This is a genomic window from Enterobacter sp. CRENT-193 (assembly GCF_002787395.1).
GTDB lineage: Bacteria > Pseudomonadota > Gammaproteobacteria > Enterobacterales > Enterobacteriaceae > Enterobacter > Enterobacter hormaechei_C.
In genome coordinates this window covers 68288-80551 of the sequence record NZ_CP024812.1, presented here as the reverse complement: position 1 = coordinate 80551, position 12264 = coordinate 68288, and the positions used below count along the sequence as shown (strand labels likewise).

Sequence of the window (12264 nt, the reverse complement as noted above, 5' to 3'; positions counted from 1 at the left end):
TCTTTATGCGATATTAAGACTGTATTGGGCGTTTCATAACCCATGTGACATTTCTTCTGATTTACGAATATTAAGCCGTTTTGTACTAAGGAATACAAACGTGTTTAACCTCGTAGGGTTAGTTCGTTCTTAAATAATGAATTCATGACATGGAGGGTCTATGTTGCCATTGAATGGTAAACACGGAGTTGTGATTAGCAGAGTGCCGGTTATGCAAAATGGGTTAGGTGGCGTCATGTCGCGTCATTTTCCCGATTTTGAGATAACGTACTGCCGTTCGATGCAGGAGTTGACGCTACTTCAGTTGCGTCGCGCCGGGGTCGTTATTGCCGATATTTCGGGTGAGTATCGTAATCCTCGCGGCACGCTTGAGCAGTATTATGGATTAATGAATCAGTATCGGGATATTCACTGGATATTCCTTGTCTCGCGTCCTCTTTATCCGCTTGCAGTAGAGCTTCTTATGCGTCCGGAAAGCACGCTGCTTTCAGATATGGAGCCTATTGAAGGCGTCATTAACGCTATTCGCGCGGGCAGTGAACGTGCCGAGCGAATAAGCCAGACGTTATTAATACCGGAAACGCCCGATATTGAAGAGGAGAGTGAGCAAATGATTGCACTCACTCTGAACGCAAGGTGTTGCGTTTACTCGGTAAAGGTTGGGGAATCAACCAAATTGCCACACTACTGAATAAAAGTAATAAAACGATCAGCGCACAGAAAAACAGTGCAATGCGTCGCTTATCACTTCGCAGTAATGCCGATATGTACGCGTGGATAAGCAGTACCCAGGGAATGCGAGAACTCAGTTTAATGTCGGCTTATGGAGAGTTTGAGGAATGGAAAAGACCACTGCAACAAGACATATCGCCGTCATCGAAAGCTGCTCAATGAGCGCTGTGGGGCTGAAGCATCTCTTTGCGATGCCCAGCCTGAGCCATTACCAGGTGCACCTGTTTAGCAGATTCGCCAGCTTTAAAGCGGCGCTCTCGGATATCTCATTCTATGCGGTTATCTATTCACTGTCTGATGAGCGTGAGGAGCGGAGAAACTGTCTTGCCTGTTTACGGGATCTCACCTTCACCCACAGCGACGTCCAGCGTATTGTGCTGGCCTCTGACGAAATGGAGGCGAGGCTGGTCAGCCATCTTTCGCCTTCTCGCTTGCATGGAATCATCAGTAAATCGGTTCCGCTAAAGCAGCTAATGGAGGGCCTGAAGACATTACTCAGCGAAACGCATCAGGTGAACGACAACATGTACAATCACTGGTGTGTTAGCAATCGTATGTTAAGCCCAACCGAGAGGGCGATTCTGCGTTATATGTCATCGGGTTTTTCGATCCCTGAAATTGCAGCACAGCTTGAACGCAATATTAAAACTATCCGGGCGCATAAGTTTAACGCCATGGTAAAGCTGGGCGTCAATTCTGACGTGGGATTACTGGATGCGGCGGATATCCTGGCGCATCTCCCTGCCCGGGAAGTTCGTCGTTCCGCTCTCACCGTTCCTTCATTCTCTTAGCGTTAAATGATGCGCCAGAGTGCTTCTGGCGCATCGTTCAAATGCACACATCTACCCATTTTGCTGCGGTCAGTTCCGCCATTCTGTCGGGCGAGATACGCACCGCACTGTGGATGGCGCCCGCTGCGGGTAACACTTCCGCGTATTGTTTTAATGTGATGTCACAGTAAACAGAAAGCGGGTTTTCCAGTCCGAAAGGGCAGACGCCGCCAACAGGATGACCTGTCAGGGTGACTACCTCATCGCTGCTGAGCATGCGGGCTTTGGCGCCGAATGTCTCTTTAAGCTTTTTGTTATCCAGACGCGCATCGCCTTTTGCAACCACCAGAATCACGTCATTTTTAATTTTTAGTGACAGCGTTTTGGCAATTTGGCCGGGTTCAACGTTGTGCGCGGCAGCAGCAAGGGCAACAGTCGCTGTGCTTTGGTTAAGCTCAATGATCTCTATATCCGGAGCGTGTTCGGCAAAAAACTGTTGTACAGACTGCAAACTCATTGATTCCTCCTGACAAATATCCTGCGTAATCTGTCATAAGAATTTAGTCGCTGTAAATATCCCTTAAGTAACAAATATCCGTCAGGGGCGATTTCTGGATCGCCTTCACATTCACGGAAACCGGTTACAGTAACCGGTTGCAGAGCGTGATGCAGAGATTAATACTGAGTGTGTAACTTCCCCTGTATCTAATAATAAGAGCTAATTATGAAACCATTCCGTTTGAGCAGTACCGCAGGTACACGATCCGGCAAGGTTGTGACGCTGATGTATGGAACAACGTGTGACGTGAGAACGTCCGAAACGAACGTATGACAGGAGATCTGCTATGTCTGCCAACCATGCTGCATTTAATCTGATTTTCCGCTTCGTTGAAAATTATGTTAGCCCTATTGCCGGGCGCATCTCTTCCCAGCGTCACGTTATGGCTATTCGTGACGGGTTTATCTCAGCGATGCCGTTTATGATTGTGGGCTCGTTTCTGTTAGTGTTCGCTTACCCACCTTTTTCGCCTGATACCACCTGGGGTTTTGCTCGCGCCTGGCTGGATATGGCGAAGCAGTTTGAAGGCCAAATTCTGACGCCGTTTGATATGACAATGGGGGTGATGTCCCTTTATATCTGTGCGGCTATTGCCTACAACCTGGGCAAACATTACGTTAAAACCCATCAGCTGGATCCGTTCATGTGCGCGATGCTGTCGCTGATGGCGTTCCTGCTGGTCGCCGCCCCTAAAACCAAAGGCGCTTTGCCGGTCGATAGCCTGGGAGGGACCGGTATTTTCACCGCGATTCTGGTGGCGATCTATTGCGTTGAGATGATGCGTTTCCTGAAAGTACACAATATCGGGATCCGCCTGCCAGACCAGGTTCCGCCGATGATCAAAAACTCGTTTGATCTGCTGATCCCGGTGCTGGTGGTGGTGCTGACGCTCTATCCGCTGAGTCTGCTGATCCAGTCGCAGTTCGGTATGCTGATCCCACAGGCCATCATGTCGATATTCAAACCGCTGGTCTCTGCGGCTGACTCGCTGCCTGCGATCCTGCTGGCGGTGCTGATTGGCCACCTGCTGTGGTTTGCCGGGATCCACGGCGCGGCGATTGTCTCCGGGATGCTGCAAATGTTCTGGCTGACGAACCTGGGGGCGAACCAGACCGCGCTGGCGGCAAGCCAGCCTTTGCCACACATCTTTATGGAAGCCTTCTGGACGTTCTTTATCGTTATCGGCGGATCGGGGGCGACGATGGGTCTGGTGTTCTGCTATCTGCGTAGCCGCTCCGCGCACCTGCGCTCTATTGGACGTCTGAGCGTGGTGCCAAGCATTTTCAATATCAATGAGCCGGTGATTTTCGGTACGCCGATTGTGATGAACCCGGTGTTCTTTATTCCTTTCCTGCTGGCGCCGATGGTTAATGCCGTGCTGGCATGGGCAGCGATGAAGTTTGATCTGATTGGCCGCGTGATTTCCGTCGTGCCGTGGACGGCACCGGCTCCGGTTGGTGCCGCCTGGGCGCTGGGCTGGGATTTCCGTGCAGCCATTCTGGTGCTGGTTTTGGCCTGCGTTTCCGCGATTATCTATTTCCCGTTCTTCAAGGTGTACGAGAAACAGTTGCTTCAGCAGGAAGCGGAAGAAGCACAGCGTAATGGAGAAGAGGAAAATGAGCAGGTCGCTTAGGTAAAAGCAAAACGGCAACGCAGGTTGCCGTTTTTAGTGTTTGTTCCCTCTCTCTGCGGGTATCAGGCCGGGCCAGACTACTTAAGCGTGCAATCGCCGCACTGCTGGACGTCCGGCAGACGGTAGCGCTGACAGCAGGTACGACGTACCAGAAGTCCCTCACGCGGAACCACGGTGCGGTAAAGAGGGTTATCCCGTCCATCCGACAGCTGTCTGGCAAAGAAACAGCTCTGACGCAGTGCATCCACTTTCTCGTCGCCGAGCAGCGGCTTCATTTCCGTTAAATACCAGTGGATAAGATACCCGGTATTACTCCAGATCAGTTTGCCGTTAATCTCTCCCGTCGCTTCCAGCGCATCAATGACCGGAACCAGCGCTCTTGTAATCAGCCGTTCCATACGCGCCTGCGCTGACAGGTGTCTCGCGCTCGGATCTTCGTGTACATCAATCCAGAAACAGGCAGCGCGCCCGGTTTCATGAAATTCAACATGAAAATGTTCCGACGAGAGATCGAGCATCGTTTCCTGGGTCAGCAGGGCTAGCATGACAGGCGGCACCATCAGCCCGATATACCACTGTGCCCAGAGGGATAACAGCGGTTTATTTTCCCGCGTCAGGGTAGGTTGGTTACGATAAATATGGTCGGAATAGGTTGCCAGCAGCGACCGCAGCTCGGCAGGACGTTGCCACTCAGTCAGCGTCAGCGCATGATGCGGCGGTGCTTCATCCAGTTTGATGAAATCCAGCAGATGGGCGCGCGTTACGGCAATTTTTTCCCGAATGGCATCCGCAAGCGTCGTTTCCCCGGCGGAGAGTGGAGCTCGCCAGAGCAGGGGCTCAACGATGTGTGCGGTACGAGTCGCCATAGTGTGGATTACAAATCTAAATGATAATGATTGCCAATCCTAACTATAGATAAAACCAAGCGCAAGCGTTTTATCCTGGCGCTGTGAAGGCGGTTTCAGGCAGTATGAAGCTCTTCGCTCAGCAGAATGCTGTTACGTCCCATATGCTTGGCTTCATAGAGGGCTTTATCCGCTTTCGCCAGCGCGCCCTCAACGTCTTCACCTTCGAACATGGCGATGCCGATGCTGATGGTCACGTTAGTGGCGACGCTTTCGTTAAACATATGGGGGATTTTAAGATCGTAAACCTTCTGACGTATGCGTTCAGCCGTCTGGCGCGCTTGCTCCAGCGGGATGTTACTCAACAGCACCATAAATTCTTCCCCGCCAAACCGGGCGACAACATCGCGTGAGCGCACGGCGTCGCGTATCGCAGCCGAGACCCTGATCAAGGCCTGATCGCCCATCATATGGCCGTAATGGTCGTTGTAGGCTTTGAAGTGGTCGATATCCATCAGCAGCACGAAGTGCTCGCCAGCGTCAGGCCTGGGAAGGTTCTCCAGCCGGCTTTGCAGCCCGCGACGGTTATACAGGCCGGTGAGCGGGTCCATCATGCTAAGATCGGTCAGGGTTTCGCGCTCCTCCAGCAGTTCGGAAAGCAGCTCCTGGGCGAAACGGTCATTGCGCCGCTGAAGAACATGGTGGATACCAATGGCGACCACCGGCAGCGCGAAAAAATAGGCCATTCTCAGCCAGTTTTCGGACGGGCTAAGCCACAGGCAGGATATAAAGGCGGGAAATGAATGTAACGTAAAGGCTTTAATATTACTCGCGAACGCCAGAGACCCTATAAAAAGCACTGTTAATAGCGCCATCATTAAATAGGTCGCGTGATCGTGCGTGATTAACAGAAATTTAGAGACGATCTGCCAGGCCCATAAAAGACCAAAAATAGCTGAAACAATAGGGATATTTATTTTTCGCGTGCTGTTTTTCCAGTGCCAGATAAGTAAGCCTGTGCTGATAGTCAGTACGGCAAAGAGCGGGACTGATAACACACGCACGGAATAGAGAGGATTTGTTACCGAGAACAATGCTGATGCGGCGTTCAGAAATAAAAACAAACGTAAAGATAGCTGATATTTCTTGTTGACTAAAGACAGCCAGGATTGTGATGTCATATGCGTGCGTTTTTATTAAAACTCAATTAAAACAATGAGCAAGGTGTTGTTGTGTAATATTGGTCGCTACAAAATTGAATTTTTATTATCAGAAAAACTTTATCGGAAGTTAACAGGTGGGCAATTTATCACCTTACACATTCTCTGTCATTATGGGAAAGCAATTGCTGGCGCAATTTCTTACGTCGCCTGCTGACAAGTGATAATTACTATCATATGATACTGGTTATCATTATCAGTGCGAGAGGTGAAACCATGTTGAGCAAAGCGCTGGGAAGTGGGTGGGGAATATTACTGCCTGGTTCCATTATCGGTGGGCTGATGTTTACCGATCTCCCCATTGATGTCTGGAAAGCAATGATTGTTTCAGGCTTGCTGGTGACATCCGCGATGATCTGGCACAAACAGTTACGGCATTATGTCCTGCTGCCTTCATGCGTGGCGCTAATCAGTGGACTGCTGGTGATTCTGATGAGTTTGAAATAAAAGAGAAAAATAAGAGGGACTGCTGAGAGGATGTAAGATAATTGGTGCGAGGGGGGGGACTTGAACCCCCACGTCCGTAAGGACACTAACACCTGAAGCTAGCGCGTCTACCAATTCCGCCACCTTCGCACAGTCATCTTACTGGTTTGATATCGCCTCGTTGGTGCGAGGGGGGGGACTCGAACCCCCACATCCTAAGGACACTAACACCTGAAGCTAGCGCGTCTACCAATTCCGCCACCTTCGCCCAGTGCGAGCAATATCAACGTGATTTATGGTGCGAGGGGGGGGACTTGAACCCCCACGTCCGTAAGGACACTAACACCTGAAGCTAGCGCGTCTACCAATTCCGCCACCTTCGCATACCATCGACACTGTAAAAGTATCGTAACCACGGAGGCGCATTCTAGATGTTTTCAGCTTTACGTCAACAGAAAATTGCGCACGTTGTTTTGATTGCTGCAAAATTGGGCGATGGCAGCGTCAGCCATCGCCGGACCGGGGGGTTACTTTTTCGCCTGGCGCGTCATCACGGTGCGATAGACCTTAAAGCGGCCCGTCTGGGCGATCACTTCGTGGAAGCCAAAGGTTTCATCCAGCACTTTCGGGTATGCGAGGAAGGCGTTCGCCACAATACGCAGCTCACCGCCGCTGTTGAGGTGACGGGTTGCGCCACGGATCAGCGTTTGCGCCGCTTCAAGGCTGGTCTCCATTCCGTCGTGGAACGGCGGGTTAGAGATGATCATGTCAAAGCGACCGGTCACATCGGAGAAGACGTTGCTGGCAATCACGTCACCTTCAATGCCATTCGCAGCAAGCGTGGCGCGGCTGGCTTCTACCGCCGGAGCGCTCACGTCACACAGGGTTAAACGCACTTTTGGTGAGTGACTGGCGAGAACCGATGACAGCACGCCCGCGCCACAGCCGACGTCCAGCACTTTGCCCTTGGTATGAGGCGTCAGGGTGGACAGCAGCAGCTTACTGCCCGTATCGAGCGCATCACGGCTGAACACGCCCGGCAGGGTTTTAATGGTCAGGCCTTCAAGCTGGTACTCGTCCCAGAAGGCGTCGGCATCGAAGGTGGTCTGTTTTTCCAGACGACCATGGTACAGGCCGCAGCGACGGGCGCTGTCGATTTTCGTCAGCGGCGCCCAGGCTTCGAGCATCTGTTCTGCGCTACGCACCCCGCTGCGGTTTTCACCGACAACAAAAATATCGCAGCCGACCGGTAGCAGAGAAAGCAGGTTCATCAGCTGGAACTGGGCTTCCGGCTTGTTTTTTGGCCAGTAGTAAATGAGCGTATCGCAGTCAGCAATATCGCTCTGCTCCGCCGCCAGGCTAAAGCGCGCGCGCTCGCCCATCTGACGGCTCAGCACCTGCCAGTGGTGATAGTACTGGGTGTGGGCACGGCTTTCAGCACAGTCGAAACGTGCGGGCAGGTCATCCTGCATATCTCCGGCAAACAGAATACGGCTCTCTTCGAAATCATCACTGTGACGCAGCAAGACTTCACTTGCCGGGGTAAATGCAGACATGAATTGTTCCTCAATAAACTCAGGCGGGGATTATAGTAGGTAGATGGCGCAGTTTCGACACATTTGCTATATTTGCGCGCCTGAGAGACAGGAGTTTTCGCTATGACATCCCGACGAGACTGGCAGTTGCAGCAACTGGGCATCACCCAGTGGGCTTTGCGTCGCCCGACGGCGTTGCGGGGCGAAATAGCCATCTCCATCCCTGCGCATGTCCGCCTGGTGATGGTGGCAGAAGTGCCGCCTGCCCTGAACGAGCCCCTGATTAAGGATGTCCTTCGCAGCCTGAAGGTGACCCACGATCAGGTATTACAGCTGGCGCCCGAAAGCGTCGCGATGCTTCCCTCTGACAGCCGCTGTAACAGCTGGCGAATCGGGGCGGTGGATGAGCTACCCCTTGAAGGAAGCCAGATCAGTTCTCCAGCGCTGGACGAACTGAAAGCCAACCCAAAAGCGCGTAGCGCGCTATGGCAACAAATTTGCGAATATGAACACGATTTCTTCCCTCACGACGGCTGACCTGACCACCGCGTTCGCGATTGAAACCCGCGCCCATGCCTTTCCGTGGAGCGAAAAGACGTTTGCCAGCAATCAGGGCGAACGCTATTTAAATCTCCGCCTGGACGTTGACGGTGCGATGGCTGCGTTCGCCATCACGCAGGTCGTTCTGGACGAGGCGACGCTGTTTAATATCGCGGTCGATCCCGCATACCAGCGCCGCGGGCTGGGCAGGGAACTGCTTGAGCACCTCATTCGTGAGCTGGAAACCCGTGACGTTTTCACCCTGTGGCTGGAGGTGCGCGCGTCCAATGTCGCCGCCATCGCGCTCTATGAAAGCTTAGGCTTCAACGAGGCGACTATCCGCCGTAACTACTACCCCACCGCAGAGGGACGTGAAGACGCCATTATCATGGCTCTGCCGATTGGATAACGAAAATAAGGTTGTAACGATGAAATGGGACTGGATTTTCTTTGATGCCGACGAAACGCTGTTTACGTTTGACTCGTTCGGCGGCCTACAGCGGATGTTTCTCGACTATAGCGTGACGTTCACCGCGGAAGATTTTCAGGACTATCAGGCGGTGAACAAACCGCTGTGGGTGGATTACCAGAACGGAGCCATCACCGCGTTACAGCTTCAGCATCAGCGTTTTGACGTGTGGGCTGAACGGTTAAACGTGAGTCCTGGGGTGCTGAACGAGGCCTTCCTGAATGCGATGGCGGATATCTGCGCGCCGCTGCCCGGCGCCGTTTCTTTGCTGGATTCGCTGAAAGGGAAGGTGAAGCTTGGGATCATTACCAACGGCTTTACCGCGCTTCAGCAGATTCGCCTTGAACGCACCGGCCTGCGCGATCATTTCGACGCGCTGGTGATCTCCGAAGAGGTGGGCGTACCGAAGCCGGATCCGCGTATTTTCGATTATGCGTTGGCGCAAGCGGGCAATCCTGACCGCGATCGCGTGCTGATGGTGGGGGATACGGCAGAATCTGATATTCTGGGAGGTATGAGATCGGGCCTGTCGACCGTCTGGCTGAATGCGCATGGCCGCATGCTGCCGGAAGGCATCGAGCCGACCTGGACCGTTACGTCATTGAACGAACTGGAGCAGCTCCTGTGTAAACAATGATTGCCTGCCCCCTGTTGATGGGTAAAATAGCCGCATTTTTCGTATTCCATGATGCGCGGCCTGCTGCCGCGCTTACCTAAGAAGAATTGATTATGACGTTGTCTCCTTATCTGCAAGAGGTGGCCAAACGCCGCACTTTTGCCATTATCTCGCACCCGGATGCCGGTAAAACGACCATCACCGAGAAGGTGTTGCTGTTCGGACAGGCGATCCAGACCGCGGGTACCGTTAAAGGCCGTGGCTCCAGCCAGCATGCTAAATCCGACTGGATGGAGATGGAAAAGCAGCGTGGTATTTCGATTACCACCTCCGTGATGCAGTTCCCGTATCACGATTGTCTGGTGAACCTGCTGGACACCCCGGGGCACGAAGACTTCTCCGAAGATACCTACCGTACCCTGACGGCGGTGGACTGCTGCCTGATGGTGATCGACGCCGCGAAAGGTGTTGAAGATCGTACCCGCAAGCTGATGGAAGTCACCCGTCTGCGCGATACGCCGATCCTCACCTTTATGAACAAACTCGACCGTGACATCCGTGATCCGATGGAGCTGATGGATGAAGTGGAAAACGAGCTGAAGATTGCCTGCGCGCCAATCACCTGGCCGATTGGCTGCGGCAAGCTGTTCAAAGGGGTTTACCACCTCTATAAAGACGAAACCTACCTGTACCAGACCGGTAAGGGTCACACCATTCAGGAAGTGCGCATCGTGAAAGGTCTGGACAACCCGGATCTGGACGCAGCGGTCGGTGAAGAGCTGGCCGCGCAGCTGCGCGATGAGCTGGAGCTGGTTAAAGGCGCGTCGCACGAGTTCGACCGAGAGCTGTTCCTGAGCGGTGAAATTACCCCGGTCTTCTTCGGTACCGCCCTCGGCAACTTTGGCGTTGACCATATGCTCGACGGTCTGGTGGAGTGGGCCCCGCAGCCAATGCCGCGTAAAACCGACACCCGCGAAGTAGAAGCAAAGGAAGAGAAGTTCTCCGGCTTCGTCTTTAAAATTCAGGCCAACATGGACCCGAAACACCGCGACCGCGTTGCCTTTATGCGCGTGGTCTCCGGTAAGTACGAGAAGGGCATGAAGCTGCGTCAGGTCCGTATCGGTAAAGACGTGGTGATCTCCGACGCGCTGACCTTCATGGCAGGCGACCGTTCGCATGTAGAAGAAGCCTATCCGGGTGACATCATTGGTTTACACAACCACGGTACCATTCAGATTGGCGATACCTTCACGCAGGGCGAGATGATGAAGTTCACCGGTATCCCGAACTTCGCGCCAGAACTGTTCCGCCGCATTCGCCTGCGCGATCCGCTGAAGCAGAAGCAACTGCTGAAAGGCCTGGTCCAGCTTTCCGAAGAGGGGGCTGTACAGGTGTTCCGCCCTATTGCTAACAACGATCTGATCGTGGGCGCGGTGGGTGTGCTCCAGTTTGACGTGGTGGTTGCCCGTCTTAAGAGCGAGTACAACGTGGAAGCGATTTACGAATCGGTGAACGTGGCGACCGCCCGCTGGGTTGAATGTTCAGACGTGAAGAAATTCGAAGAATTTAAACGTAAGAACGAAGTTCAGCTGGCGCTGGACGGTGGCGATAACCTGACCTATATCGCCCCGACCATGGTTAACCTGAACCTGACGCAGGAACGTTATCCTGATGTTCAGTTCCGCAAAACGCGCGAGCATTAATTCCCTCTCAGAGCACGGCAGCCGCCGTGCTCTTCTTTAATTCCTGTGTTATTAATCCCTTGCGGAATGTTCTTAATTCACCGCATTTTTTCGCTATTCGTTCGTTTTTTCCCCAATTCTGAATGCACCCCTCTGATTGTGATCTATATTTAACTCAGTGTTTAGCACCGGGCGTGGATGAATTAACTGTTCAATGCATGTCCATTGGTTCTCCATTTTGCCCCGGTGTTAATTCGCAATATATAAAACCAAGATTTAGGGAAGTATGTCGCCCAAATAACGGGCAAAACACAGGAATAAATCGATGAATATGACAAGACTGAAGATTTCTAAAACTCTGCTGGCTGTAACGTTGGGTAGTGTCCTGGTAAGCGGTTCTGCTCTGGCGGAATCCAGCACCATGGATAAAGCGCAAAGTTCCGCCAATACCGCAGGGGAAAAAATCGATAGCTCTATGAATAAAGTCGGTAATTTCATGGATGACAGCTCAATCACAGCAAAAGTGAAAGCCGCACTGGTGGATCACGACTCCATTAAGAGCACCGATATTTCTGTTAAAACCGACAACAAGGTTGTCACCCTGAGCGGTTTCGTTGAAAGCCAGACCCAGGCTGAAGAAGCCGTTAAAGTGGCGAAAGGTGTTGAGGGCGTAAGCTCCGTCAGCGACAAACTGCACGTACGTGACAGCAAAGAATCGTCCGTGAAGGGCTATGCCGGAGATGCAGCAACTACCAGCGAAATCAAAGCTAAACTGTTAGCTGACGACATCGTGCCATCCCGTATGGTGAAAGTTGAAACCACCGATGGTGTGGTCCAGCTGTCCGGTACGGTTGAGAATCAGGCACAGAGCGATCGTGCCGAGTCAATTGCGAAAGCTATTGATGGTGTGAAAAGCGTCAAAAACGATCTGAAAACGAAGTAAAGCAGTACCATTCGCCCGTAAGGCTTAAAACCGCGGGCGAAATAAAAACGATTCTGGAAAAGCCGGTGAGTGACCTGAGCGCTCACGTTTAGCGGCCGACATTAACTATGGTAAAGGAGAGGCTTATGTTTCGTTGGGGCATTATATTTCTGGTTATCGCGTTAATTGCCGCCGCATTGGGCTTTGGTGGACTGGCGGGTACCGCGGCATGGGCAGCGAAAATTGTCTTCGTCGTCGGTATTATTCTGTTCCTGGTCAGCCTGTTTACGGGTCGACGTCGCCCGTAGCAAACGC

The 12264-nt window shown here is 52.5% G+C and carries 13 protein-coding genes, 3 tRNA genes and 1 pseudogene; 10 read left to right on the top strand and 7 right to left on the bottom strand.

Going from position 1 to position 12264, the window contains the following annotated elements:
• The first annotated feature begins 160 nt into the window (after positions 1–160).
• Positions 161–894 (top strand): annotated as a pseudogene (locus CU081_RS00425) (helix-turn-helix transcriptional regulator).
• Entirely contained in the window at positions 891–1523 is a 633-nt protein-coding gene (bglJ, locus tag CU081_RS00420; RefSeq protein WP_003856573.1) for a DNA-binding transcriptional activator BglJ, read from the top strand. Before CU081_RS00425 ends, bglJ begins: the two are co-directional and overlap by 4 nt.
• Positions 1524–1560: 37 nt before the next feature.
• Here the strand turns inward: bglJ and CU081_RS00415 are convergent, their stop codons facing one another.
• Positions 1561–2019 carry a YbaK/EbsC family protein gene (locus CU081_RS00415; RefSeq protein WP_003856572.1) on the bottom strand — a complete coding sequence of 153 codons (459 nt, stop codon included), beginning with the start codon at positions 2017–2019 and terminating at the stop codon, positions 1561–1563.
• A gap of 328 nt (positions 2020–2347) precedes the next feature.
• On the opposite strand from CU081_RS00415, the gene CU081_RS00410 reads away from it, so the two are divergent.
• Positions 2348–3694 (top strand): PTS sugar transporter subunit IIC, encoded by a 1347-nt coding sequence (locus CU081_RS00410; RefSeq protein WP_022650360.1) that lies wholly within the window; start codon positions 2348–2350, stop codon positions 3692–3694.
• 77 nt (positions 3695–3771) lie between these two features.
• Here the strand turns inward: CU081_RS00410 and fhuF are convergent, their stop codons facing one another.
• Positions 3772–4560, bottom strand: a complete 789-nt coding sequence (fhuF, locus tag CU081_RS00405) for a siderophore-iron reductase FhuF (RefSeq protein ID WP_003856570.1) — start codon at positions 4558–4560, stop codon at positions 3772–3774.
• Positions 4561–4655: 95 nt separating this feature from the next.
• Positions 4656–5720 carry a GGDEF domain-containing protein gene (locus tag CU081_RS00400; RefSeq protein WP_022650361.1) on the bottom strand — a complete coding sequence of 355 codons (1065 nt, stop codon included), beginning with the start codon at positions 5718–5720 and terminating at the stop codon, positions 4656–4658.
• Between the two features lie 216 nt (positions 5721–5936).
• Between CU081_RS00400 and CU081_RS00395 the strand changes: the two genes are divergently transcribed.
• Positions 5937–6206, top strand: a complete 270-nt coding sequence (locus CU081_RS00395) for a DUF1435 domain-containing protein (RefSeq protein ID WP_032628028.1) — start codon at positions 5937–5939, stop codon at positions 6204–6206.
• A gap of 42 nt (positions 6207–6248) precedes the next feature.
• Here CU081_RS00395 and CU081_RS00390 read toward each other — a convergent pair.
• The 4 genes from CU081_RS00390 to rsmC form a co-directional block, all read right to left on the bottom strand.
• Positions 6249–6335: transfer RNA gene (locus CU081_RS00390), tRNA-Leu, on the bottom strand.
• 32 nt (positions 6336–6367) lie between these two features.
• Positions 6368–6453: transfer RNA gene (locus CU081_RS00385), tRNA-Leu, on the bottom strand.
• Positions 6454–6481: 28 nt separating this feature from the next.
• A tRNA-Leu gene (locus CU081_RS00380) sits at positions 6482–6568 on the bottom strand.
• 144 nt (positions 6569–6712) lie between these two features.
• The gene (gene rsmC, locus CU081_RS00375) at positions 6713–7741 is read right to left on the bottom strand and encodes a 16S rRNA (guanine(1207)-N(2))-methyltransferase RsmC (protein WP_003856567.1); all 1029 of its coding nucleotides are present in this window, start codon (positions 7739–7741) and stop codon (positions 6713–6715) included.
• A gap of 102 nt (positions 7742–7843) precedes the next feature.
• On the opposite strand from rsmC, the gene CU081_RS00370 reads away from it, so the two are divergent.
• The 6 genes from CU081_RS00370 (at position 7844) to CU081_RS00345 (ending at position 12257) form a co-directional block, all read left to right on the top strand.
• Positions 7844–8257 carry a DNA polymerase III subunit psi gene (locus tag CU081_RS00370; protein ID WP_022650362.1) on the top strand — a complete coding sequence of 138 codons (414 nt, stop codon included), beginning with the start codon at positions 7844–7846 and terminating at the stop codon, positions 8255–8257.
• Positions 8226–8669, top strand: a complete 444-nt coding sequence (gene rimI / locus CU081_RS00365) for a ribosomal protein S18-alanine N-acetyltransferase (RefSeq protein ID WP_003856565.1) — start codon at positions 8226–8228, stop codon at positions 8667–8669. The genes CU081_RS00370 and rimI overlap by 32 nt, the downstream gene beginning before the upstream one ends.
• A gap of 19 nt (positions 8670–8688) precedes the next feature.
• On the top strand, positions 8689–9366 hold the full coding sequence (yjjG, locus tag CU081_RS00360; protein ID WP_003856564.1) for a pyrimidine 5'-nucleotidase: 678 nt from the start codon (positions 8689–8691) through the stop codon (positions 9364–9366).
• A gap of 92 nt (positions 9367–9458) precedes the next feature.
• Complete coding sequence (gene prfC, locus CU081_RS00355; protein ID WP_003856562.1) at positions 9459–11048, top strand: peptide chain release factor 3; 1590 nt, start codon at positions 9459–9461, stop codon at positions 11046–11048.
• A 304-nt stretch (positions 11049–11352) separates the two neighbouring features.
• Positions 11353–11970: a molecular chaperone OsmY gene (gene osmY, locus CU081_RS00350; protein ID WP_003856559.1), complete on the top strand. Its 618-nt coding sequence runs from the start codon at positions 11353–11355 to the stop codon at positions 11968–11970.
• Positions 11971–12095: 125 nt separating this feature from the next.
• Complete coding sequence (locus CU081_RS00345; protein WP_003856556.1) at positions 12096–12257, top strand: DUF1328 domain-containing protein; 162 nt, start codon at positions 12096–12098, stop codon at positions 12255–12257.
• Positions 12258–12264: the final 7 nt, after the last annotated feature.